General features: G+C 59.3%; 20 protein-coding genes. 2 read left to right on the top strand and 18 right to left on the bottom strand.

Annotated elements, in window-relative coordinates; genetic code table 11:
* Window positions 1–145 precede the first annotated feature (145 nt).
* The 4 genes from DXC52_RS00770 to DXC52_RS00755 all read right to left on the bottom strand — a co-directional run bounded on the left by DXC52_RS00770 (window position 146) and on the right by DXC52_RS00755 (window position 7,273).
* Window positions 146–2,002 carry a SpaA isopeptide-forming pilin-related protein gene (locus tag DXC52_RS00770; RefSeq protein ID WP_158554564.1) on the bottom strand — a complete coding sequence of 619 codons (1,857 nt, stop codon included), beginning with the start codon at window positions 2,000–2,002 and terminating at the stop codon, window positions 146–148.
* A gap of 39 nt (window positions 2,003–2,041) precedes the next feature.
* The gene (locus tag DXC52_RS00765; protein ID WP_117745762.1) at window positions 2,042–5,035 is read right to left on the bottom strand and encodes a SpaA isopeptide-forming pilin-related protein; all 2,994 of its coding nucleotides are present in this window, start codon (window positions 5,033–5,035) and stop codon (window positions 2,042–2,044) included.
* 79 nt (window positions 5,036–5,114) lie between these two features.
* Entirely contained in the window at window positions 5,115–5,309 is a 195-nt protein-coding gene (locus DXC52_RS00760; protein ID WP_117745761.1) for a hypothetical protein, read from the bottom strand.
* Window positions 5,310–6,016: 707 nt separating this feature from the next.
* Entirely contained in the window at window positions 6,017–7,273 is a 1,257-nt protein-coding gene (locus DXC52_RS00755) for an RNA-binding domain-containing protein (protein WP_117745760.1), read from the bottom strand.
* Between the two features lie 169 nt (window positions 7,274–7,442).
* Between DXC52_RS00755 and DXC52_RS00750 the strand changes: the two genes are divergently transcribed.
* A complete protein-coding gene (locus DXC52_RS00750; protein WP_117745759.1) occupies window positions 7,443–8,033 on the top strand; it encodes a hypothetical protein in 591 nt (196 codons plus the stop codon).
* A 145-nt stretch (window positions 8,034–8,178) separates the two neighbouring features.
* Here DXC52_RS00750 and groL read toward each other — a convergent pair whose 3' ends face one another.
* The 3 genes from groL to DXC52_RS00735 form a co-directional block, all read right to left on the bottom strand.
* Window positions 8,179–9,816 (bottom strand): chaperonin GroEL, encoded by a 1,638-nt coding sequence (gene groL, locus DXC52_RS00745; RefSeq protein ID WP_117745758.1) that lies wholly within the window; start codon window positions 9,814–9,816, stop codon window positions 8,179–8,181.
* Between the two features lie 97 nt (window positions 9,817–9,913).
* Entirely contained in the window at window positions 9,914–10,207 is a 294-nt protein-coding gene (gene groES / locus DXC52_RS00740) for a co-chaperone GroES (protein ID WP_040358989.1), read from the bottom strand.
* Between the two features lie 921 nt (window positions 10,208–11,128).
* Complete coding sequence (locus tag DXC52_RS00735; protein WP_233504703.1) at window positions 11,129–12,772, bottom strand: amidohydrolase; 1,644 nt, start codon at window positions 12,770–12,772, stop codon at window positions 11,129–11,131.
* Window positions 12,773–12,934: 162 nt separating this feature from the next.
* On the opposite strand from DXC52_RS00735, the gene DXC52_RS00730 reads away from it, so the two are divergent.
* Complete coding sequence (locus tag DXC52_RS00730) at window positions 12,935–14,398, top strand: M20 family metallopeptidase (protein WP_117745757.1); 1,464 nt, start codon at window positions 12,935–12,937, stop codon at window positions 14,396–14,398.
* A gap of 131 nt (window positions 14,399–14,529) precedes the next feature.
* On the opposite strand, the gene DXC52_RS00725 is transcribed toward DXC52_RS00730, so the two are convergent.
* The 11 genes from DXC52_RS00725 to DXC52_RS00675 all read right to left on the bottom strand — a co-directional run bounded on the left by DXC52_RS00725 (window position 14,530) and on the right by DXC52_RS00675 (window position 25,017).
* Window positions 14,530–15,855, bottom strand: coding sequence for a DUF4013 domain-containing protein (locus DXC52_RS00725; RefSeq protein WP_255413385.1), 1,326 nt, complete (start codon window positions 15,853–15,855; stop codon window positions 14,530–14,532).
* A gap of 150 nt (window positions 15,856–16,005) precedes the next feature.
* The gene (locus DXC52_RS00720; RefSeq protein WP_117745755.1) at window positions 16,006–17,028 is read right to left on the bottom strand and encodes a YitT family protein; all 1,023 of its coding nucleotides are present in this window, start codon (window positions 17,026–17,028) and stop codon (window positions 16,006–16,008) included.
* A 206-nt stretch (window positions 17,029–17,234) separates the two neighbouring features.
* The gene (locus tag DXC52_RS00715) at window positions 17,235–17,750 is read right to left on the bottom strand and encodes an Asp23/Gls24 family envelope stress response protein (RefSeq protein ID WP_117745754.1); all 516 of its coding nucleotides are present in this window, start codon (window positions 17,748–17,750) and stop codon (window positions 17,235–17,237) included.
* Window positions 17,751–17,794: 44 nt separating this feature from the next.
* Entirely contained in the window at window positions 17,795–18,172 is a 378-nt protein-coding gene (locus DXC52_RS10190; protein ID WP_233504701.1) for a DUF2273 domain-containing protein, read from the bottom strand.
* The gene (locus DXC52_RS10185; protein ID WP_233504699.1) at window positions 18,165–18,710 is read right to left on the bottom strand and encodes an alkaline shock response membrane anchor protein AmaP; all 546 of its coding nucleotides are present in this window, start codon (window positions 18,708–18,710) and stop codon (window positions 18,165–18,167) included. The genes DXC52_RS10190 and DXC52_RS10185 overlap by 8 nt, the downstream gene beginning before the upstream one ends.
* 166 nt (window positions 18,711–18,876) lie before the next feature.
* Window positions 18,877–19,683 carry a YebC/PmpR family DNA-binding transcriptional regulator gene (locus tag DXC52_RS00700; protein ID WP_006234926.1) on the bottom strand — a complete coding sequence of 269 codons (807 nt, stop codon included), beginning with the start codon at window positions 19,681–19,683 and terminating at the stop codon, window positions 18,877–18,879.
* 164 nt (window positions 19,684–19,847) lie between these two features.
* Window positions 19,848–22,031 carry a DUF6020 family protein gene (locus DXC52_RS00695; RefSeq protein WP_233504698.1) on the bottom strand — a complete coding sequence of 728 codons (2,184 nt, stop codon included), beginning with the start codon at window positions 22,029–22,031 and terminating at the stop codon, window positions 19,848–19,850.
* 143 nt (window positions 22,032–22,174) lie between these two features.
* Window positions 22,175–22,996, bottom strand: a complete 822-nt coding sequence (gene lgt, locus DXC52_RS00690; RefSeq protein ID WP_117745751.1) for a prolipoprotein diacylglyceryl transferase — start codon at window positions 22,994–22,996, stop codon at window positions 22,175–22,177.
* A 109-nt stretch (window positions 22,997–23,105) separates the two neighbouring features.
* Window positions 23,106–23,384, bottom strand: coding sequence for a NifU family protein (locus DXC52_RS00685; RefSeq protein WP_117745750.1), 279 nt, complete (start codon window positions 23,382–23,384; stop codon window positions 23,106–23,108).
* Between the two features lie 172 nt (window positions 23,385–23,556).
* Complete coding sequence (locus tag DXC52_RS00680) at window positions 23,557–24,081, bottom strand: dCMP deaminase family protein (RefSeq protein WP_099432128.1); 525 nt, start codon at window positions 24,079–24,081, stop codon at window positions 23,557–23,559.
* An 84-nt stretch (window positions 24,082–24,165) separates the two neighbouring features.
* Window positions 24,166–25,017: a type III pantothenate kinase gene (locus tag DXC52_RS00675; protein ID WP_117745749.1), complete on the bottom strand. Its 852-nt coding sequence runs from the start codon at window positions 25,015–25,017 to the stop codon at window positions 24,166–24,168.
* Window positions 25,018–25,135: the final 118 nt, after the last annotated feature.

Here is a 25,135-nt window from a genome sequence, read left to right as displayed (position 1 = left end):
GGGTGCGAGGGCACGGTTAAAGCACCGCGCCCCGCCGCGGGTCCAAGCGCGACGGGGTGCGGCGAAAGGAGAATATGAGGACGCAGCGCGCGGGCGCTGATAGGAGATGACGATCGCCCGCTCGCCGCGTCATCAATCTAGGGAATTAAGCGCGCATACGTGCACTCAGGGCGAAGGCGGCGCCAGCAGCCATGAGCAGCACGCCCACGGTGATGAAAACCTTGATGCCCAGGTCACCAGTCATAGGCAGCTCGGTGAGATTCTTGGCGTTCTTGACGTTGGCCTGAGAGGGGGTGTCGGTGTCGAAGGCGATGCGTGCGTCGGTGTTGGCGGCCTTCGTGTACGCCACGGACGCTACCGTCGTGCTGGCGTTATCAAACTTCGGGTCGATGGTGAACTTGAAATCGGGAAGGCCGATGCTGGTGTAGCCATCAGGCGCCTTGATCTCGTAGACGTGATACGTGCCAGCAGGCAGACCCTTCATGGAGATATTGCCGGCGCCATTAGTGCTGAAAGCTGCGTCTCCACCGACGGTCGGCTTACCCTCGGTGAGGTCGGCGTTCGTCGCATCAGACCACATTCCGTTGGCGTCAACCTTCATGAATGTCTCAGTATTGTTCGCATCCACGCGGGCAATCGCGAACTGAGCACCAGAAAGCGACTCGTTGCCAGCCATGTTGGTCTTGTGGATGCTGAAATCGTAGGTGTACACGCGAACGGTGGGGCCCGGAACCTGATGCTTTTCACCGCTCGGGGTACGAGAGTATGCAAGCTCAACGGTGTTGGGATTACCAACGCCAGCGATAACGGCATCGGAGTCGACAACAGCGGTCAGGGTAACGGTAACCGTAGCACCAGAGTCAATGTTGTCGTTCGAGTTCACGTAGTGAGCAAGGTCAACCGTGGTGACGGTGGCGTCATCCTTCTTACAGTTGTCTAGGGGATCGGTCTGATTCTTGAGCTGCGTCAGGACGTAGCCGTTGTTATCGGTAGCATCATCAGTCTTAAGCTCGGAGTTGCCAACCATAACCTTGGTAACTGTAACGTCCTTCAGGCCGTGAGCAGCGGTATCGATAAGCTGCAGCACGCGGGAGCCGTCGTTGTAACCGGTGTAGTTCGGGATTTTGGTGGTAAGGGTATAGGTGATCTTGTCGCCGATACGAGCGTCCGCCTTGGTCTTGGAATCGGTATTAGCCTCGTTGACGTTGGTGATCTCCTTGCTGATGAAAGGCTCGTTGGCCTTAAGGGTCACGGTGCCTAGGTTCGCAGTAGCGCCAGCGTAGTCAGGAGCACCCTGACCAGTCAGGTTAACGAGCTTGGTAGCGAGCAGCATCGGGATGGATTGAGACTCGATAGCATTCGCGTTAGCGGTGTCCTTCGGATCGGCGGTCGTGTCCACCAGGAACCAGAAACCCTGCTTGCACTCATTCACGCCGGTCGTCGCAGTACCGCTCTTGAAATCCGTCTTGTGATTGTCAGCCACGGAGGTGGTCAGGGTCTTTGCGGAAAGCTTAGTCGCGAATTTACGGAGAGCAGAGGAACTGTTCATCCACAGCGTCTCAGTGTTTTCGAAAGTAGCTTTCTCATCATCCTTGAACACCTTGTCGATAAGGTAGCCCATAGGGTTTGCCTCGGTACCATCCACCTTACCGTTGTAGTTATTGTCAGCTTCGTACTCGGTCTTAACGTTTTTGCCGTCCACGGTCATCTCACTCATGACTTCGACAATAACGTCAACGAATTCGTCAGTGGTATCGATCTCGAAGTTGATAGAGGTATTCTCACCCGTACCGGCAACGGTAACGTTCTTCAGGGTGGCGAGCCTCCAGCCCTCGAACGTATGGTCATATGATGCGGAATCGTTGTTGATGATGGTGATGGTACCCTCCGTCGGCTGTGCGGGATCCGCAGCCTTGGCCGTGGACGCGCCGCCCATTAGGCCGGTTACGGCGATCGCTACGGCGGCGGCGCCGGCGATCAGCTTTTGTACGAATCGGTTCATGATTCCCCTTTCAGAAATGACCCCGACATTTAAAAACATCTATCTACCGGCGCCATCGGACGAATCGTCCTGGTGGCGCTTTGTAGCAAACCAATACGCTCCCGCAGCGATGCCGCCCAGAAGCATGAGACCGGCGCCCACGAGGAGCATGGAGTTCTCGGTCCAACCCGCGCCGGTAAGCGGGAGGTCCGTGAGGACTTTCACGTTGGTGAAGGTGGAGGCGGGAATGTCCTTAGGCGCATCGACGGTGCCGATGACCTTATTAACGGTGTTGCCCATGTCGTCCTTCACCTGCGTGACCGTGGTGGAGGTGGTGAGGCCAGTGTACTTGCCAGTGGTCTCACCCATGACAGCCTTCACCGTGACGGCAATCTGGTACTCAGCTTTGGAGTAGCGGAGTTTGTCAATGGCATCGGAGGTAGGCGCGACCTCCTTCACCGTGTAGGTGTAGGTCTTGGCGTAGTCACCCGCCTTACCGTGGGTATCGGACAGGTGCGACTTGTTGAACGTCATGGCGCCAAAGGTCGCCGTGGCGTCGTTGAGCTTAGTGGAGCCTGAGGGAACAACGGAAATAGTCGTCGGTTCGGGCTTAGGTGCGTTACCCTTATTTTCCCCTGTAGCCGCGATGCTGAATTTGAACGCAACGTACTTACCGCTGGAATCCTTCGGCCAATCCGTATTGCGAACAGATTTGGTCACCGGGACCGTCACGGACGTGGTGGTGAGAGAATCGGAAATGTACGCGTTGCCGCCCTCGTCGAAAGTCGGCTTTTTGTCCTCGGTCCACGTGATGGAGCCGTCCGTGCTGGACACCGTGAACTTGTAATCCTTCGGGTTCTTCTCGTAACCAAACGGAGCCTGGGTCTCAACAAGCGTGTACGTGCCCGGCTGCAGGCCCTCGAGCGTGAACTTGCCAGGCGCGGTGTCGGTGTCTGCCCACGTGGTATCGCTCGAAGTCGACTGGTCGCTCACCCGGTCGCTCACGGTCCAGGACTTCTCCTCGGTCGAGTCATCGGCACCCAGTTTCGCAAGCTTCCACTCGGAACCTTTCAACGGCGTTTTCGAGGAATCGTCCTCCGCCACCTTGGTCCAAGACACCGTACCGGTGATCTTGGCGTTGGGGATGGCGCTCTGCGGCTTGGAATTCTCGTTGCCGCTGGTGTCCACGTTGCCCACAAGGTTGAGTTCATCGCCCGTGTGGAACATCTTCGAGGTATAGATCTCATTGGAAAGCTCGTAGCCCTCCGGCGCCTTAGTCTCGCGAATGTAGTACGTGAAGTAGTCTTTGTTATCAGGGTTGCCAATATTGGCCTTCTGGTTCAGGTAGTTGAACTGAATGGTGCCAACGGTAGGATCGAAGTCATTCATACCGTTATCCACAATGGAGACGATGCTGTTCTGCTTGTTCTTCGCATCATTCTCGCTCGCGTAAATCGCCCACTCAGAACCTGCGAGCGGCGTGGTGCGGTCCGCAGCATCCACCTTGCTCCATGCAATGGAGGAACCGTCCGGTGTATACGACCCGGACCACGGGAAATTGTGACGCTCCTGGTCCATATCGATGACGGAAGCCGAGTCACCCTCAGTGAATTTTCCCGCGACCGTGGGGTTGTACATCTGGAAGTCCTCGCCAACATAAACGCGTCCGTTGGTGGTCACGTGATCCTCGAAGCTGCCGTTGGGAACAACTATGCTGCCCAACATGGCGGCTGCCGGGTCGTCGTCGGTCCACTTCCCGTCTGCGTTAGAATTAAGCTCTTTATTGCCCTCAAGGGCCATACCGCCTCGGATGGTGACTTGCTTGGCCGTTGCGAAATTCCACATGATGCTCTGGGCGGCAGTGGAGTACAGAGACCGAGTATTGCCGTCGCCATCCTCCTCGTACCCGCGGGAGATTTCCTTACCATTCCACCAGAAACGCCAACCAGTGTTGAACTCGACCGGGGTCGCAGAGTGGCCCTTTTCATCGACGATATTGACGACCACGGAAGCGCCCTCGGGTATGTTCTCGAAGCTGAAGTCCACGCCACGGTAGGTCGTGTCGCCAATGGAGTTGGTAAGATCCGACGCCTTCAGGTTAAAGACTTGAAGCGGAGAACCGTTGCCGCTTTCGTTCGCATTGCCGGTAAACGTGATGAGCTTCTCGTTGTTGACAAGTTTCACCTGGGCGGAAGCGTTGTTGCCGTTTACATCGGTGTAATTCGTCTTGCGAGTAAAAGTCTTAGTGGAGTTATCGAACTTGAGACCGTACGTGGGTCTGTTATCCGAGTTGTTGTACTTTTTAATGGTGTAGTTGTCCGCCGTCTTGGCAACATCGACCGTGTAACTCCCGGTAGCAGCAAGCTTTGCAAGGGGCGTGGATATCTTCGCCTTTACTTCGGACTCCAGGAAATTGGTGTAATTCTTACCGTTGACATCAGTCAAACCAGCATTTTTATTGAACAGATTGCTATCCTTAGGGGTCTCGCCCTCGTGCCAATTGCCCTGCGTTGTCACCACGGATTGGCGTCGATCGTTATCTTTCCAGTATGTGATGGGACCTGCGATCTGCGCGGTGTAGGCAAAGCCGGAAGGAGTCGCGCCCTCAGAAGATTTCTGCTGTCCGACCCAAGCGCCTTTGTTCCAAGCGCCAACGGTAGTCGTACTCGGCGAGTCCCCGTTGTAACCAACACTCATATTGGTGATCTCACTGTTGATTCCGGCCACCGCAAGCACAGTGCTGCCGACGACAGGACGGAACTGGGAACCAAAACCGACGGTGCCAAAGCGAAAACCAGCGCCAGACCCATTATAGGGCCAGCTCTCTTTGAGTGGATTCATGGCAAGCTTGCCACGGACCACGGTAAGGCCCTCCGCCTCAACGGCATATGAACCGGTGGGGGCGTTTTCCGCACCAAGAATGCTAGGGTTGCTCGGCTTACCACCGATGTACATGTCGCGGCCGACGAAGGTGGCCACGCCGGGATCGGGGGTGGAGACATCGATATTCGTACCGATACCGATAGACGTGGGCTTGTAGATGCCCTTGCCCACAGTGGTAGCCGCGCTCGCAGAGGTGGCGGCGCTATTCTGGTTTTCGGCATCCTCGTTGGTGTTACCTACAGCAGCGGAGTCACTTGAGGAACCCCCCCCCCATTACAGTTTCCTCAGCAGAAACTGTCTGGGTGTCGTTGGCGATGGCCTGCGAGATCGGGGGCATAACGAGCGACAGCACCAGGCTCAAAACGGAAGCTCCGCACAAAACACCTGCCAGCACACGATGTGCCGCTTTATTGTTCTGCTTAGATTTATCTGAATTTGCCGTCATCGATGCCTCCTCCCCCAAGAGACCGCGATCTCGCTCTTTCACGAATTAGTATAGAGCGCGCAACCTATAATTGATCGCGCAAGATATACATATTATTACTCATTGTTTAAACAACGAAAAGCCCGATTCTATCGATTTCTTTTCTCAGTATCTTTTTCTTGACATTTGTTCAAACTATGCAGTGTTATTCGATTTTTCAGTTTTGGAAAACCGCAGGTAGCGTTGTTGGCAAATATAGATAAATGACACTCTGTTGTTTTTTGCACAACGTTTTGTTTTAACCCACTCAATCTGCGAACGGTCGATATTTTGCTGTGAGTGGTCGCTCGTTTACCTGCAAGGATACCCTACAAACTAGATAGTCAATTCCCATACAGCCAATGTTAACGCCAACATGTCCATATATCTATTCAAGAAACTGCCGCTTGTTCCCCGCGTCGATTCGCCTCGGGACAAATACCACCACAAAGGTGCCTGTCCCCTTCGTGGTAGTTTTGTCCAACGCGCGATGGTCCCTCTGCATAAAGGAATGGCTCCGACTTTTTCAATCGGAGCCATTACGGCGCGGAATGGATTGCGCGCATCCTCGCCGGGCATTTGGGACGAGCCGCTGGGTGAGCAAATCTATTTGGCACAAAATAGGGACGTAAAAATGATTGTCGGAACATTTTTAAGGACGAACTTGCTCCCACTCGCAGCCTGAAGCCTTAATCTGCACGAGCATATCTTCTTCCGCGGCCTTCCCCCTCTTGCCTTAGGTAGCCCTTGCCCACAAGGGAGTTCAGCTGACGCACCGTCTTCGTCTTCTCGTATCCGGTCACCTCCGACACGGTCGAGCGCGACACGAGCCTGTTCTCCGGAATGGCATCGAGCACCAGCCGTTCCTCGTCCGTCAGCGCGCATCGTCTATCGACGAAGGGGAGTTTGACGGAGATGTAGCCGTCGCCCACCTCGAAACTCGGTGAAGACCCGGTGCCCTCGTACGCACGCCTTATACGGCGCACGCCCGTCCCAAACTTCTCAATGAGCCCCGCGCGGAACATGCTCTCGGCAAGCACTGGGTTCCTGAGCAGGGAGAAACGACCCTCGAGGTACGCTTCTTTCGTCATTCCCGGAACCAACCCTCCCGGCGAGACGATCTCCGCATCGTCATCTGAAAGCGAGATCCTTACGCATGCGTCCACATCCCAGGTGCGATGCGCGAGGGCATTCGCAATGGCCTCGCGGAAGGCTTTTTTCGGAATCCTTTCCACCGACACCCTGTCTGCGCCCTCAATGGCCTCGTACTCGCAATACCTTTCGAAAAACGCTATCGCGCGGTCGAACTGAGCGATCACAGAAACGCCCTTTACGGTTTCCCTATCAAGAATAGTATCGTGGTCCGCCCCGAACTTAGCCATGTCAATTCCTGAGAACGCATTCTCGTCGGCGAGCAACGCCGCAGCATTGGTAAACGCGTCTCCGTCGAGCAGGCCGAGTGTCCTCATGACGTCGTTCGTCAGGGCATTGACGCCCAAAGCACTTGACAGCCTCTTTCCCAAAACGGTGAATTCAAGGTCGCCAGAACGGGCGGGCAGCGCATCGAAGCTGAGGTTCTGCCCTTCCAGTATGAGACGTTTCAGCTCCACGCCGTCCACCTCAACCGTTGCGGAGTCCGACCTTCTGTAGGCCTTACCGCCGCTCAAATAGGGTTTATCAAGCCCCTCCTCTACCGAAAGCTCGACCGTTCTTCCATTTTCTCCTATCTCAAGAAGAAACGACGGACGCGGCGAAATCGTGTCGTTGATCCTGTTCTCGATGTCTAGGCATGCCTGCTTAGGGTTATCGAGTCCCACCACAGCGCCATCGTCGTCAACACCGAACACTATGCGACCGCCGTTGAAATTGGCGAACGCGCTCACCGTCTTCAAAAAGCCCCTGTTGATTTCGGGTTTGTATTCCAGGTCATCAGTTTCTCTCTGCATAGCCGCTCCTATCCCTAAATCGTTGCAACGATTGTACAACGATTATCAAATCGTTGTAGATACGACGCAACGACTACGGAGCGTTTTGCCTTTGCTGCGCAAGGTCAGCGAGAATCTGTAATATGGCCAGCCGAAATAAACGAGGACCACAGATCAGCCAGGGTTTTCATTGAATATCCCTTTTGCCTTTATATACACAAAAAGCGCCCCTTGGGGCGCTTCTGAGGGGCTCCTCCTTAGATGCACCCAAGGAGGAGCCATCCTGCTCAATCGCTACGAGGCGGGGGTCGGTAAGCCCTACCTCGACCTCCAGCGCATCCTCGAAGGGCGGGACTACTTCCTCCTCACCACCAACGTCGACCACCAGTTCCAGCTGGCGGGGTTCGACAAGGCACGGCTGTTCTACACGCAGGGGGACTACGGCCTGTTCCAATGCAGCCGCAACTGCTCCGGCGAGACGTACGACAACGAGCGGCAGGTCCGCGAGATGGCGGGCCGCCAGAAAGACCAGCGGGTGCCGAGCGAGCTCGTTCCCCGCTGCCCGCGCTGCGGGGCGCCCATGGTTCCCAACCTGCGCATCGACGGCTCTTTCTGCGAGGACCGCGGATGGCACGATGCGGTCGCCCGCTACCGCGCGTTCTGCGAGGCGCACTCCGGCAACCGCATCCTGTACCTGGAGCTGGGCGTCGGGGACAACACACCCGTCATCATCAAATACCCCTTCTGGAAGGCCGTGGCACAAAACGGCCGCGCGGCGTGACGGGGCCTCTCCCCAGAACATTCCGCAAAGAGGCTCCGCAGCGCGAAGCGCGATGCGGAGCCTCTTTGCATGTCCGAGGACGTTCTGGGGAGAAACCCCGTCGCGCCCTGCGGATTCCCGGTGGGAGTTCTAGACCTTGTCGGCCTTAGTACATACCGCCGCCCTGCTGACCAGCGGTAGCGGCAGCGATAGCATCCTCAAGCTGAGTGTTCTTGGGCACATCGGAGACGGTGGCCTCGGTGATGAGAATCAGGCTGGCGACGGAAGCAGCGTTCTGCAGGGTGACGCGGCTGACCTTGACGGGGTCGAGGACGCCCATCTCGATCATGTCGCCCCACTCGCCGTTGGCGGAGTTGAGGCCCTGGCCGGCGGGCAGCTCGGCAACCTTGTCAACCACGACGGCGCCCTCAAAGCCAGCGTTCTTGGCGATGGTGGCGACCGGGGCGGTCAGAGCCTTCTTGACGATGTTGACGCCGATCTTCTCCTCGGGGTCGTCAATCTCGACGGCGTCGAGCGCAGGAACAGCGTCCATAAAGGCGACGCCGCCACCGGCGACGATACCCTCCTCGACAGCAGCGCGGGTAGCCTGCAGGGCGTCCTCGACGCGGTGCTTGATCTCCTTGAGCTCGGACTCGGTAGCAGCGCCAACCTTGATGACGGCAACGCCACCGGAGAGCTTTGCCAGGCGCTCCTGGAGCTTCTCACGGTCGAAGTCAGAGGTGGTGTTCTCAATCTCGCCCTTGATCTGAGCGATGCGGGCGTCGATGGCCTCCTTGGAGCCAGCGCCGCCGACGACGACGGTGTTGTCCTTGGAGATGGTGACGGACTTGGCGGTACCGAGCATATCGGCGGTGATGTCAGCGACCTTCACGCCCAGCTCGTCCAGAGCGGCCTGGCCACCGGTGAGGACAGCGATATCCTCGAGCATGCGCTTGCGGCGATCGCCGTAGCCCGGGGCCTTGACGGCGCAGACGTTAAGGGCGCCACGGATCTTGTTGAGGACCAGGGTGGGCAGAGCCTCGCCGTCGATGTCCTCGGCGATGATGAGCAGGCCGCGGCCGGCGCGCTGGACAGCCTCGAGAACGGGCATGATGTCCTGGACGCTGGAGATCTTCTGATCGGTGATGAGGATGTACGGATCCTTCATCACGGCCTCCATGCGGTCGTTGTCCGTGACGAAGTAAGCGGAGACATAGCCCTTGTCGAACTGCATGCCCTCGACCGTGTCGATGGTAATGTCGAACGTCTGGGAATCCTCGACGGTGATAACGCCGTCCTTGCCCACGACCTCCATAGCCTCGGCGATCTTCTCGCCGACCTCGGGGTCACCGGCAGAGATGGTACCGACGGAAGCGATCTGCTCCTTGGTCTCGACCGGCTTAGCCTGCTTCTTCATCTCGGCGACGGCGGCGTTAACAGCCTTGTCGATGCCGCGACGAATCGCCAGCGGGTTGGCGCCAGCGGCGACATTGCGCAGACCGTCGTTGACGATGGCCTGGGCAAGCAGGGTTGCGGTGGTGGTGCCGTCACCCACGGTGTCGTTGGTCTTGGTGGCGACCTCCTTCACCAGCTGGGCGCCCATGTTCTCGATGTTGTCCTCGAGCTCAATCTCCTTAGCGACGGAAACGCCGTCGTTGGTGATGGTCGGGGCGCCAAACGAACGCTGCAGAGCGACGTAGCGGCCCTTGGGGCCCATGGTGACGGTAACGGCATCGGCCAGAGTGTTGACGCCCTTAGCGAGCTTAGCGCGGGCATCGGTGTTGAACGTAATGTTCTTTGCCATGGTAGGTAATCCTCCAAAAGAAATGTGACTCGCGTCGTCGCTTCCGAGTCCTATGCGGCGAGCGCGTTCAAAGACGAATCAGACGATTCTGACGAGACTAGGCCTCGACGACAGCGTAGATGTCGTCGGCGCGCATCAGCAGATACTTCTCGCCGTCGACCTTGACCTCGTTGCCACCGAACTTACCGTAGATGACAACGTCGCCAACCTGAACGTCCATGGGGATACGCTCACCCTTGTCGTTGACCTTGCCAGCGCCCACGGCAACGATGGTGCCGCGCTGCGGCTTCTCCTGGGCGTTGCTGGCGATGTACAGACCAGAAGCGGTCTTCTGCTCGGCCTCGTCGGGCTTGACCAGAACACGATCTGCAAGCGGCTTCAAAGACGACATGCTTGTCTCCTCCTTTTTGGGCCGCGCGGTTATACCACGCGAATTAACCCTTTTTGTTTGCGTACGCGTTGAATGGTACCCACGAATGGCGGGTTATACAACACGGAGTCAAAAAATCTTATTTTTTGGCACTTAGATTTTCTGAATGCCGGGGGATAACTTAGCGATGCCTCCCGTGTGGCTCCGGAGGGGCGGGGCATAAGGTTTCCTGCTCGGGCAGTCCTGCTCGCACGAAGGCCACATTAAGTGGCCTTCGGCTCGTGCGGAACTCACGATAAACCTTATGCCCCGCCCCTCCGGAGCCACACGGGAGGCAGGTTAACTAATTCGGTCCCGGCATTCAGAAAAGTCAGTGCAGCAAAATGGCGATGCGGCTAGGAACGTGGGCATGGTTTTCGCTGCGCGCACGGGTCCCCTGGGGAGCACCGTGCATTTTTGGGAGTATTCAGCAGGCCAGGGTGGCTGCATACGCGCCGGACATACCTTATTGGTCCCTAGAACGCCTTCAGCGGGCGGTTTTGGTCGGTGGGCAGACCCCGTTGGGACAAATGGGCGTACTTCGCGCCGTACCGGAGCCCAAAATGACGTCAATCTCCGTAACGTTACTCAGCCGCAGCGGCACCGGCAGAGCTCGCGGTGCTGAATACTCCGTTTTTTGCACGGCCCAGGCGGGGGTACATCAGGGCCGGAAAGAACATCTCAGCTTTTTTATGCAATCTGCAACTGGAAGTATGCAAAACACCATGAGGTTTCACTGCTGATGTCCAAATTGAACGCACGGAGCAGTAGCACCTCAACCCCGCGCCCAAATCCAACAGAGCAGGGACGCTCATGGCGGATCCCCACCGAAACGCAAACGTGGCTCGAGCGCCATCCCAAAATAAGCTGCCCGAGCCGCGTTTAACGGTAAGACATGAATACTTAGCGCCCGTAGATCAGGTTGCCGGCTAGGTAGGTGGCTTGGACTTTGGTGGCTTGGAGTTCTTGGGGGTCGATGGTGAGTGGGTTTTGGTCCAGGACTACCAGGTCGGCGTATTTGCCGGGTTCCAGGCTGCCGAGGTTTTGCTCGTCGCCCGCTGCATAGGCGCTGCCCAGGGTGTAGTTGCGCAGAGCCGTTGCCGCATCGATGCGCTCGCTCGGCAACCAGCCGCCCTCGGGCCAGTGGCTTTTGGGGTCCTGGCGCGTGATGGCCGTGTAGAGCACGTTCATGCTGGTAACGGGCGTGATAGGGCTGTCAGTACCAAAGGCTTGGCGGATGCCGCGCTGCTTATAGGTTGCGAACGGCCACATGATTCGGCTTCGCTCCAGGCCAAGGTCGCGCTCTGGGCCACCCGGATCGAGCGTGATGTGGCAGGGCTGGCTCGAGGCGACCACGTTGAGCTTGCGCAGGCGATCGATGTCCTGGGGCAGGAGATTCTCCAGATGCTCGAGCGTGTTATGACCGTGCTGGGGCAGGCCGTACAGCTCTGCCGCCTCCTCAAAGATATCGAGCGCAGCATGGATGGCACCGTCGCCGATAACGTGGATGCGCACGGTGTGGCCACGCTCGGCTGCCGCCAGAACCAACTTGCGCATGCGCTCGACGGGGACCGTCAGACGGCCCTGGTCGCCCGGGAAGCGCGGGTTGGTATAGGGCTCAGTGAGGTATGCGGTATGCTCGCTCGACACGCCGTCGAAGAACTGCTTAAAGCCTGGCGCCGAGAGCAGCGCGTTGTTCGCGTAGCGGGCCTGTAGCTCTTCCAAGCGCGATTGGTCATCCAGCAGCGTGGGAAACAAATGGGCGCGGATGCCCAGCTTGCCGGCTGCCTGCAGTTTGTCGTAGACATCGTCGCGGATAAAGTCGCAGCCCGGCATGGGCATGAGCGACATATCGCATATCGAGGTGATGCCCTGCTCGGCCATCCGCCTCATTTGATCGGCGTAAGCGCTTGCGATGCGATCCTCGCCCAGCCACTCAAGGCAGCGCGGTAGCAGCTGCATGGCAGCTGCCTCGTGAGCAATGCCCGTGAGCTCGCCATTTGCATCCTTGTCGTAACTGCCGCCCGCTGGCGGCTCGCTGTCGCGTGTGACGCCGAGCGCCTCGAGTGCGCGGCTGTTGAGCCAAAGCGTGTGCCCGTCGCCCGAATACATAACGCAGGGACGATCGGGGAATGCCGCATCGAGCGACGCCTTGGTAGGATGCTCGGGCGGGTCCCAACGGTAGTCGCGCCAGCCCTGCGTCACAACCCAAGCGTCATCGGGCAGGTCCTGGGAAAACTCGAGCGCGTGCTGCACCAGCGCAGCCTCGGACGTGCCCATATCCATGAGCATGTACGGCGAGGAGCCAACCGAAGTATGGAAGAAATGCAGGTGCGCATCGTGGAAACCGGGGCAGACAAACTGCTCGCCGTAGTCGATAACCGGCGTGGCGGCAGGCGCGGCGGCAATCACGTCATCGGGCGCACCGACTGCGACGATACGGTCGCCTGCGATGGCAATCGCCAGCTCGCGGGCGGTATCGATGCCGTCTTGCGCGGTAAAGACGTTCTTGGAGCGGATAATCCGATCGATATGTTGCATGGGCATCCCCATCTCTGGCAGGAAATTCAACACCCCCGAGTGTACTCCCCCGCCCTTGTAACAAAACCCCAAGCGGCAAACGGCAACTTTACCAGCCCTAGCGGCAGGTGGCATACTGGAGAGAGCCTGTACGATTTTGCGATCAACCCAGCAAGGAGCAAATCGACCATGACGAAGACCAAGGCACAGCAGATTATGGCGGCAACCGAGGTTCGCGCGGCAGACGACGTCACCGCGGCCATCCGAGATATCGCCGCCGAGTTTGAGCCCTATATCATCAAGCAGCGCCGGCACTTCCATAAGCACCCGGAGCTGAGCCTCGCCGAGGAGCGCACGACCTCCGACATCGCCAACCAGCTCGACGCCATGAATATCCCCTACGAGCGCCCCCTTAAGACGGGTCTGGTGGCGACCCTTCGCGGCACCGCGCCCGACGCCTACCGCGAGGACGGCACGCCGCGCCGCCGCATCCTGCTGCGTGCGGATATCGACGCCCTGCCCGTCACCGAGCAGACCGGCGAGGATTTCGCCAGCGTCAACGAGGGCTGCATGCACGCCTGCGGCCACGACTGCCATATCGCCATGATGCTCGGCACGCTGCAGATCCTGCGCCATATGACCGACGACATCCACGGCGAGGTCCGCATCGTCTTCCAGCCCAGCGAGGAAAACGGCCAGGGCGCGAAACTCATGATCGGCACGGGCGTGCTCGACGGCGTCGATGGTGCCTACGCCGCGCACATCTGGAGCGAGGTCGACGCCGGCACCGTAAGCTGCGAGCCCGGCCCGCGCATGGCCAATACCGACTGGTTCCGCATCGATGTTCGCGGCACCTCGTGCCACGGCGCCATGCCCCAGCGCGGCCACGACGCCGTCATGGTGGCCGCCGAGATCGTCAATGCCCTGCAGACCATCGTTTCGCGCGAGATCAGCCCCTACGAGCCGGCCGTCATCACCGTCGGCGAGCTGCATGGCGGCACCGCGCGCAACGTTATCGCCGGCACGGCCTACCTCGCCGGCACGGTGCGCACCTACGGCGATTCGACCCACGAGGAAATGCCGGAGCTTATGCGCCGCATCGTTGAGCATACTGCGGCCGCCTTGGGCGCCGAGGCAGAGCTCACCGACTATACCATCGCCAACTACAAGGTCGAAAACGACGCAGCTTCGAGCGAGCGCTGCCGTCAGGCCGTAATCAAGTGCCTGGGCCCCACCGGTCAAGGCCATTACCGTGGCACGCTCTCGGGCGAGGATTTTTCGGAGTACCTGCGCCGCGTGCCGGGCGTGCTCGCCTTTGTAGGTACGCGCAACCCCAAGATTGGCGCCACGTACGCCCAACATTCCTGCTTTTACAAGATTGACGAGAGCGTGCTAGCCAAGGGCTCCATGGTGGCAGCCCAGTATGCCATCGACTTTTTGGCCGAGCCCACGCAAGAGGAGCTCGACGGCCCCGCGATTACCGCGGTCGCCGAAACCAACCCCGATCTGGCCGCCAAGTTGCGCTCTGCCAAGGCGACGACCGCCGAGGCTCGTGACGCCATCCATGATGCCCGCACGGCTCGCCATGCCGCAATCAAGGGCATCCACGAAGCCCGCGCTGCCGCTCGCCGCGAGGAGAAACACGACGAGTAGTCGTCACACCCATCCATAACAGCCTGGCTAAAGCAAAGCGGGGGCGGACGTTTCGACACGTCCGCCCCCGCTCATTTGTCAAGCGCTATTTCTACCATTTCTACCCCGTCCCCAAATGGCAGACGGCATGGCTACTCGTCCTGAGGGTCCTCATCGGAGCTTGGTGCAGGCTCGGGCTCGGGCTCGGGCTCCGGTTCCGGTTCCGGCATGGGCTCGGGCTCCGGTTCCGGCATGGGCTCGGGCTCAGGCGCAGGCTCGGGCTCAGGCTCGGGCTCAGGCTCGGGCTCAGGCTCGGGCTCAGGCGCGGGCTCGGACTCGGGCGCCGCAGCGGAATCGGATACGGGCGCTGCGTCGGCGCTAAAACCAGCCGGAGCAGACTTCTTCTCAAACGGCAGCACAAAAGTCAGAACGTCGTCCTTGTCCTCGTCGGCCCACTCGCTTGCGTAGCGCGCTACCCAATAGCCAACGGCACGATGCTTGAGCATGCTGCCAAAGACCGTGAGGAATACCGTGACAAACGCCGTCAGCACCAAGAACAATACGAGCGTAATGCCACCGCCGGTAACAAGCGCCTCAATTGCCGTAGGACGGTAGTAGTAGCTATACATACCGACAGAGGCAATGGTGCCAAAGACGAGCGTCAGGATCCATGTGACAACGTTGGCGACCAGACCCGTCAAAAACTCGGGAAGGAACGATGCGCAGAACAGCTTGGTCTTATTGTTCTTAAAGGCCGCCCAGACCTTATCGAGCGAAAACGCGCTCTCGACGCGACCGGTCACCGCAAAGTGCATCACGGCGATGTCGGCGAACATAGTAAAGAAGACACCCAGGACCGCCGTGGCAATCATAGCCAGAACAAACAGGCCCAGCGAGCCAAACAGCGCGGCCTCAAGCGCATAAGAGCCGTAATAAGAGTACGCACCCGCGGCACCAATTACCACGCTCTCCACCAGCGAAAGCGCTACACCAATAACGGGAATAGCCGCGATAACCTTGAGCACGCTCGAAATAACGCCCGAAAAGACGCCAAGGCCAAACGACGTGGAGCGCATCAGCGGACGATCCATGCCGTCATCGATCTTAAGCGACAGGTCGCGACCCCATTCGATGCCAAAGCCCGAACCGCACGCGCTTGCCACACAGGCCGCCAAAAAGCCGATAGCAGCCGCAATACCGCCGATAACGGGAATGAACAGCACGAGCACCGACACGACACAGATAAGCGCCGGCAAAAAGGCAATCTGGCATACGCGCTGCAGCACGCCCGGAGTCTTGGTCATATCCTCAAACGCCTGAGCCGTGCAGCCCTTGGACACGTTCATGACAGGTTGAGGGGCAAACTGCTGAGGCTGACCCTGAGGGGCGGAGGCTGCAGCGCCGGTATTGGGGGCACCACACACGCCGCAGAACTTGTCGTTATCACCCATAGGGGCGCCACACTGCGAACAGAACATCGAAATCATCCCTTCGTATCTAGAGCGAATCACCTGGATCGCGAACGATGTCTCTGGCATCATTATCACCCAATGTGGGGACAAATACTCTTAGATGACGTATTTGCAACGCGCGGGGCACTTTTCGATTGTTTGATGAGTGCGTCCGCGTTAGTTCGTTCCGCGAAAACCCTTGCCGACGATCTCGGAGCTGTCAACAATCGTGATAAAGGCACCCGGATCGATCTCGCGCGCGTAGCGACGCAGTTGCACGGCCTCGCGACGACTCAGCACGCTCATAATCACCGTCACGCACTTGCCCGAGAAAGCACCGTAGCCGCGGCTGATAGTCGCCGTACGGTTGAGATGCTTGACGATAAACTCCTCGACCTTAAGGGGCTCGGAGCAAATGACCGTGCAGACCTTACGAAGGTGAATGCTCTCAATGGCTTTGTCGACCACAAGCGTCTTGGCAAACAGGCCAAGCACGCAATACAGACCGACGCGCGGACCGTACAAGAAGGCCGCGATGGTCACGATGCCGATATCGACCAACAGCAGGGCGCGGCCAATCTCGAGCGTCGTGCGGCGTTTGAGGATCATGGCGAGAATGTCCGTGCCGCCCGTCGAGGCGCCAATATCAAAGACGATAGCGCTGCCGAGCGCCGGCAGAATCACGGCAAAGCACAGGTCAAGCCACATATCGCCCGTCATCGAGACATCGGTCGGAATAAAGAGCTCAAACAGCGAAACATAGGCGGACAGCGCAAACGAGGCAAAGACACTCCACAGGATTGCCTTGCGCTCCAAAAAAATAAAGCCCAGAACGACCAGGACCGCGTTGATAATCCACATAAAAACGCCGACGGGCAGGGTCGGGAACAGCGTGGACAGAATGACCGACACGCCCGAGGTGCCGCCAAAAGCAAAGTGATTAGGGGTTTTAAACGCGACGATGGCAAAGGCCGTGAGGATCAGGCCCAAATTGAGCTCGGCAAAAAAGCGCGGAAAGCCCGGCTCCTGGCTGCGCTTGCGACCAGCGCGCTCGCCTCGCTCGATAACATCGCGATCGACCACGCGCTCCATCGGCACTACGGGAGGACGATGCACCTCCTCGGCAGCACGCGACGCCGCCTTTGCCGCAGCGACCTCAATTGCCCATGCCTTGCTTTCTGTTTCGTGCTCGTCGGCCATTACGGCAACCCCTCGTTAACAATTTGGAAGCAATGCGCCCATTAGAGTAACGCGGAACGCGACGATTGCAACCCCTAGTTAGACGAGCGGTATGACTACATCGGGAGCATATAAAAACGGCCGGCCACGCTTTTGCTTGCGCGGTCGGCCGTTTAACGTTTTCGCAGATAAAACCTGCCAAAACAAACCTATCCCTTTTTGGAAGGTTATTCGTGCTGGCTGGTGCGGCGCTCATACTCCTCGGGAGTGATGACATCCTCGATGCGCAGGTTGACGCCCGCCACCTCAAGGCCGGTCATCGCGGCAAGGCGCTCGGTGACACGTGCCTTGACATCGTCGAAGATCGCGGGCGCATAGGCGCCGTACTCGATGATGACGGAGATGTTGACGACCACGCGATTGTCATCGGTGACCTCGACCGTCACGCCCTTGGTCAGATTCTCGGCACCAAACTGCTCCTGCACAAAGTGCATGAGGTTACCCTTCATGCCCAGAACGTGCGGAACCTCGCGGGTGGCCATGGCAACGATCTTCTCGATCACACCGTTGGAATAGGTCAGCGAGTCCTCGGACTCGTCCGCTTCCTCGTCGTCCTCATCCGTATCGGACTCGGCCTCGACGAGAGCCTCGTCCTCGAGCGTCACATCCTCAGCTTCGGCGACGACCGCCTCGTTCTCCTCGAGCTCGGTATCGGCTACATCGACCTTCGTATTAAAAGCCATGGTTCCTCCTTATGCCTGCCGCGGATGCGACAGTCGAATACATATTAGCGGCCGCTAAACAGACGGCCGAAGAAGTTGACGATCCCGTTCTCGCCGTCGCGAATTTGGCCGATCACAGCGCCGATCAGCACGAAGAATGCAATGACGAGCGTGTCCCACAGGCCCAACGTGAGCACCAACACGGCGAGGATAAAGCCGGCGACGGCGCCGAGCGTGGTGTTGGGATGACGCACAGCATAGCTCCAGATGGCAGCACCCGTACCCTTGATGAGACCCACAGCCTCGTCAAAATCCGCGGCTGCCGCTTCTTGTAACTCGGTTGTCTCTGCTTTGGAATCGACAGGTTCGCTCGCCGGCGTGGCGCTCTGGTCAATCGTCAGACGCGGCGTACGAGCGGTCTTATCTTGATTGGTATCACTCACCGGAAACCTCCACGGTCTGGACGGTAGTCTTGGACGGCAAAAAACGGACGCGCGCGGTCGTACCCGGCGCGCCGAGCATGGTATCGCAGGCTTCTTCGATGCGCTGCTGCATCGCGGTAGCCAGAGATGCCACGTCCTTATCGTCAAGCGCGATAGCCTCGACCTTAAAACGGACGTGCGAATCGTCGGGGCCTTGGACGCGGGCCTCGACATGCTCGACCATCACGCGGTCGTCGCGCTCGGCAGCAACCCTGGCGCACGAAGAAAGCGCCGCAAGGGTAACCTCGATATTGCGCTCCCCCGCCGGATGCACGCAGGACGGCTCGCGACGGGCGAACATCAGGCGGAAAAAGCTCAGCAGTACGCCAAACGCCACGACGCCGGCACACGCCGTCACGACGATGCGCGGCATGGGGTCGCGCATCAGCAGCATAAAGCGATACGTATACGGACCCCAAAACTGGCAGAAAAGCGTACCCAGCGCCACGATGGTGGCGGCAAGATACACGATCGCTAGGGCTCGTTTGAGTACGCGCACGCGGCGCTCCCTTCAAATCTCGGCTCTCGAAATGCAAAACGGTTCGCATCATTATAAAAGAGCCGGGTCCGGTGCTATACGCACGCGGATCCGGCTCATCTATTCCACGAGGCTTGCATGCTCGCTTCATTATGCCCAGATATGCACGGCTCAATCCGTGCTGGCGCTACTCCTCCTCGAGGGCAGCGATGACCTCGTCGGTCATGTCCATGGTGCTGTAGACGTCCTGGACGTCATCGAGCTCCTCAAGACGGTCGATGAGGCGCTGAACCTTCTTGGCGTCGGCGCCGGAGACCTCGGTCGGGGTGGTCGGGACCATGGTGGTCTCGGAGCCCTTGACCTGGACGCCCTGCTCCTCGAGCGCCTTGGAGACAGCCATGACCTCGTTGGCGGTAGTCCAGACGATCCACTCCTCGCCGGCGTCCTCGTAGTCCTCGCCACCGGCCTCGGCGATGGCCATCATGAACTCATCCTCGTCACCGGCAGCACCGTTGGCGATCATGGTCTCCTTCTTGGCGTTCTCGTCCAGGATCTCCTTGGCGACGACGATCTGGCCCTTGCGCTCAAACTGGAAGGCGACGGAGCCAGAGGTGCCCAGGTTGCCACCAGCGTGGGAGAAGGCGGAACGGACATCAGCGGCGGTACGGTTGCGGTTGTCGGTCAGGCAGTCGACGTAGACGGCGACACCCGCGGGACCGTAGCCCTCGTACACGATGTTCTCGTAGACGGCGGCGTCAGCACCCGAACCAAAAGCCTTGTCGATAGCGGACTTGATCTTGTCCTTAGGCATGGACTGAGCCTTGGCCTTGGCAACGGCAGCGGCGAGGCTGGCGTTGTTCTCGGGCAGCGGGTCACCGCCGAGACGGGCAGCAACGGTGATGTTGCGGCTGAGCTTGGAGAAGAGGGCGGAACGCTTGGCGTCCTGCGCGCCCTTACGATGCTTGGTTGTGGCCCACTTAGAGTGTCCGGACATACGTGTCTCCTATCGGTTTCGACCTAAAGCCCAGCGCAAATGCTCGGGCAATATAAACAAACGTCGTTATGATATACCTACTAGCCTGCGAGATAAACCCCAAAATGAAGGCGTCGTGACGATGCCCCCTTTGGTGTAAAGAAACCTGACCCCAATGCACCAAGTTAGGACCAGAGGAAGTCGCTGCGGGTAACGGTGGCGCCGATGGCGAAGGGCATGCAGGCGATGACCGGATACAGGTAGCGCATGTAGGTCGAGCCGTTGCACGGACCAATCAGGCACACGGCGAGCACCCCCAACAGCGGCACCCAGATCGCCAGCGCACGCCATGAATGACGACGCAGCAGGTAGACCACCACGGCGATCATGATCCACACATAGGTGGCCGAGCTCATGGTGAGCGAAATAAACGGGATGCGCTGCACCGCCACACGGTACAGATTGATCAGGTGGTCACACCAGCGCACCGCGTTGCTGTCAACCGGATGGAAGTCGAAGTACTTGAGGTTGTCGGGACGCGCCATGATCACGGCACTGCGCGCCGTGCTGTAGACCCACGCATCGCGGGCACTCGGATAAAAGTAGCCGTAATAGTTATTGATGAGCGCCGAGATATAACACTCGGAATCCTTTTTGAACATCTGCGCCCAGACCTCAAAATAGGCATCGATGTCCTCCTGCGAGGCGTACTCGTTAAAGCAATTTTTGACGGCGTCCGACTTATCCGGGTTGTAACGGCGGCCCAGATTTTCGTACTTGAGCACCCGGTCGATCACGGCACGCTCTTCGTCGGTCACCGAACCGTCGCAAGGAGCCTCCACGATGGTGCCGTCCTCCTTAACCGTGGGGTTGACGCCCGAGTTGAGGCCGTCGTGCTTTTGGACGAAACGAGCCGTCTGCTGGAACGGAATCGAGAGGATTTCGCGCTTGGAACCAGGCGTGATATCGTGCGCCGGCATAAAGACCTTGGTGAAGTACATATTAGAGGCAAGGCAGAGCGCGAGCACCGCGAGAACACCAACCCAGCGGAAACGCGGGATGGCGCCCAAAGGCGCAGTACCAGTCTGCTTGGCTGCACGACGAGCCACATGCGCGTCCCATGCGCAAAACGCCGCCGCGATTACGCATGCCGCCAGGGGAAACACCAGGCCGCCGTTGCGCAGAAACGTGGAACCCATGGCGCCCAGAGCGAGCAGCAGCCAGTCGTGGCGCGCAAAGAGAACGGGCCTCTGTTCGCCCGCACGCTCGGCATTGGCATCGCGACGGGGCAAGCCGCAGGCCACGAGCTTCACGGTCTGCACCAACAGCACTAAAAACGCGTCGGCGAACAGCACGTCTTTGGTGAGCAGCGCCGCGTAGTTAGAGAACATCGGCATAAACGCAAAGAACAGCAGGATCGCACCGCGAACCGGCAGGCTCACGCCCAGTTTGCGCAGCGACGAAATGGAATAGGCCATGCAGGCAGCCGTAATGACGAACTGAGTGCAAGTGTAGATGGCAAGACCTGCGTTGGCGCTGTTGAACAGTGAAAGCCCCAGCTGGACGCACGAACCGATGATAGCCGTGTGCACCACGGGGTGATGTCCGTTGAGTAACACATTGGGATTGAGCAGACGCAGGTAGTCACTCGTGCCGTTGGGGTAGTTGAACCACTGGCGAATCTGCGCACCCGTATCTCCCATAAAAAGGCCGGGTAGCGAAGCGATGAGCGTGGGTGCCCAGGCGATCATAAGCACCAGGAAGGGCCTGGCAAAGGGATGCTTTGAGAGCCCAGCGTGGGCAACGCGCCATATGCGGCCAAAGTGCGCCTCGGAAAACGGGATGCGTCGGGAGCTCAGCCAATCCAGGCACTCAAAAGCCAGATAGAAAGCCACGATCGCTAGGAGCATCCAGCCCGCGCCGCCAATCCAGGCGCAGATGATGCGAGCTTTGTCGCCAAGGACAATCTCGGCCGAGTCGGTGAGATCGTAGCTGCGGCCGAACACCATGCAGATGGCGAAGAACAGCGACGGCAGAATGATCGATGGGCGCCAGGTGTCGCCACGGCCAAAGAACACGTAGCGAAACGGCAGAGTGAGCAGGCAGGCAAGCGCAAGCAGCATGACCGCGTCGGTATGGCCGGCAAACGAGAGGAGCACCTCGTAGCACACGTACAGCATGCCCGAGGCTTTGGGGTCAATCGCCAAGACTGCGTTGCTCGACACCGGGGCGGGATCGATGGAAAACGCCGTGGTCGCCAACAGCGCGAGCAAAAATGCGATGAGCGTCTGCTTGGCGGGGTAGCGCTTAAACCAGACGATGCGGGCAGCGTCGCGCGCAGCCGTTGTGGAGAGATCGGAATCCTTCACAGTCCGAAAGCCTTTCTAGAAACCTGCCAAAAAGGGACAGGTTTATTTTGGCAGGTTTTATCTGGGGAAACGTTACGGTTCTGTCATCGTTGCCCAGCAAACCACCACAAAGGCGCCTGTCCCCTTTGTGGTGGTTTTGGTGGTTAGGCGTCCAGGTAGACGCGCTGGGGCTGGTTGCGGCGACGAGCAAAGATGATGAGCGCCAGGCCCGCGATTACGAGCGGAAGACTCAGCAGCTGACCCATGGTGATGACGCCGCCCAGCAGATAGCCCAGCTGCGCATCGGGCACGCGCACGAACTCGACGAGGAAGCGAACGATGCCGTAGCCCATCACAAAGACGCCCATAAACGTGCCTTGGGGTAGCAGCGGCTTTTTGCGGCTGAGCACCTGCAAAATGCAAAAGAGCACAATGCCCTCAAGAAATGCCTCGTAGAGCTGGGAGGGGTGACGCGGCGTATCGCCTGCGGTGCCGCCAAAGACCACACCCCAGGGCAGATCGGTCGGCTTGCCCCACAGCTCACCGTTGACAAAATTGGCACAACGGCCCAGGCACAAGGCCAGCGGCGCGCCAATGACGGCAAGGTCTGCCAAAGTCCATGCGTCGAGCTTATACATGCGGCATACGATGATGCCGCCCAAGATGCCGCCCACCAAGCCGCCATGGAAGCTCATGCCGCCCTCATTGGTGGCAAAGATCTCGAGCGGGTGCGCCCAGTAGTAGCCGTCGCCGTAGAAAATGACGTAGAACAGGCGGGCGCCAATGATAAGGCCAAAGACCACACCGACCACGACGCTCGTCAGGTCGTCGACCGTAATGTCGAAACCCCAGCGGCGCTGCGTGCGATACATGACGACCGCCGTGAGCAGAGCTCCGACCACATAGGCCAAGCCGTACCAGTAGATGGTGATGGGCCCCGCCGAAATCGCGACGGGATCAAGCATATGGTAGAAGTCGTTGAGCATGTCGACCCTCCTACTCCCTACATACAAATGCGGCCGCGGGCCTTGCGCTCGCAGCCGCATATTTGGGCGTAACGTCTATGCGGAGTATGCCGTCCGCAGCTTTCGCATCTTAGAACGGCGCGTACTCGTCGTACAGGTCGTCGGTCTCGCCGGAGGCATTGACCTGCTCGACACGGGTAACGCCGGGCACATGCTCCTTGAGGATACGCTCGATACCCATGGACAGGGTCAGTGCGCTTATAGGGCAGCCGGCGCAGGCACCCTGAAGCTCAAGCTGGACGACGCCCTCGTCGTCGACGCCCACATACTCCATATCGCCGCCGTCAGCCTGCAGGTTGGGGCGAATCTCTTCAAGAACCTTCTTAAGCAGCTCTTCGTTAACAGCCACAGGGGCTCCTTTCTCACAATAACGCGGGCACGCCCGCGGACAGGGGCTATGTTACTACAGCCATGTACCCGCTCACGAGCCATCCATGCGCGCGGACACGACTTTCACGAGCAGTCAATTTGGGACGGGGCTCTTTTAGCTGCCTTTTGTTGCCAGCTGGCGTTGCCACGCGCTACTGCTGAGCCTGCCCCTCGGTGCCGATGTGAACATCGACGATAACCTGGCGGTAGCTGATGCCACAGGAATCGAGGATGCGGCGGCTGATGCGTCCATCATCGGTGTCGGCGTACTTGTTGTCCAGGTAGACAACCTCGCCCACGCCCACCTGCGCCAAAATCTTGGCGCAGTCGTGGCACGGGAACAGCGTGACGTAGACCGTGGAACCCTCGAGGTCCTTGAGCGAGCCACGGTAGTTGAGCACGGCGTTTGCCTCGGCATGGACCACGTAGTTGTGCTTGTCCTGCAGCGGGTCGTCGCTCGTACCCCACGGGAAAAAGTCGTCGTTGAGCGCCGAGGGTGTACCGTTGTAGCCCACCGAAAGGATGCGGTGGTTGGTGCTGGCGATGCACGCACCCACCTGCGTGTTGGGGTCCTTGCTGCGGCGCTGCGCGGCGATGGCCACGCTCATAAAGAACTCGTCCCAGCTAATGACGTCCAGGCGCTTGCCTGACGAAGTTTGATGAAGATCGTCCGACATGGCAGACACCTCCGTAATCGCAATAGTTTGACCCATTGTAGCAGGTGAAAGGTGGAGGCGTTTGTCCCACCGGCGCCCTCACTTTTACACGCGGCGGGGCTTTTGGTTGATGCGGTAGAGCTCGGCGAGACCCCGCAGCGTCAGCGCGTCGTCGACCGTCAGGCTGTGGCCGACCAACGCCGCGAGTGCCTCAGCGTCGTCGCCGGTAATGACGATGGGAACGTCGCCCTCCCCCGCGGCCTTGGTCGCGCGCATCTCGGCGAGCACCATGTCGAGCATGCCGTCGATGCGTGCCACCTCGCCCAGAACCACGCCCGAACGCATGGCCTCGCGCGTGTTGCGACCGATCACATGCGCGGGTGCCGAGGGCTCGACCTGCGGCAGGCGCGCCGCAGCAGCCGAAAGCGAGCGGGCGCCAAGCGCCAGACCCGGCGCGATGACGCCGCCCACAAAGGTGCCGCGCGCGTCGATGACCTCGATATTGGTCGTGGTACCCAAGTCGATCACGATGCAGGGAGAGCCGTAGACGGCGCGTGCCGCCACGGCGTCGGCGATGCGGTCGGGGCCGATCTCGGCCGGGTCGTCGTAATGCACGGGCATGCCGGTCTTGAGGCCCGGCCCCACGGTGAGTACGCGTCTCGTGCAGGTACGGGAAAGCGCCGTCTTCCACGGGCGCTCGAGCGCCGGCACCACGCAGCTCAGCACGGCAGCCGTGGGCACAAGTGCGCCCGGCATGCCCGCATCGGCCGCCAGCGCGGCCATGACTTGAGTGAGACGCATACGCACTTCGTCGGCCGTAATGCTCAACGGCGTCGTGATCTCGCACGTCGCAAGCGGGCATTCCTGCGCCGCGGCCGAATCCTCGGCAAACAGACCAAAGCGAATGAACGTGTTACCCACGTCGACCGTCAATATATATGCGCACCCATTAAGCATCGTCGGCGCTCCTTTCGTCTGCCCAGCAGTATATCCCGATGATTGTTCTGGGACGGGGATTTAAAAAGGCTCTGTTAGACCAGGATTGACATACATGTGTCCCCACGGTGCCATATCG

Origin of the sequence: Collinsella sp. TF05-9AC (assembly GCF_003438495.1) — a bacterium.
Taxonomy (GTDB): Bacteria; Actinomycetota; Coriobacteriia; order Coriobacteriales; family Coriobacteriaceae; genus Collinsella.
Note: the sequence above shows the minus strand (reverse complement) of the source record. Positions and strands in the feature narration are given on the sequence as shown.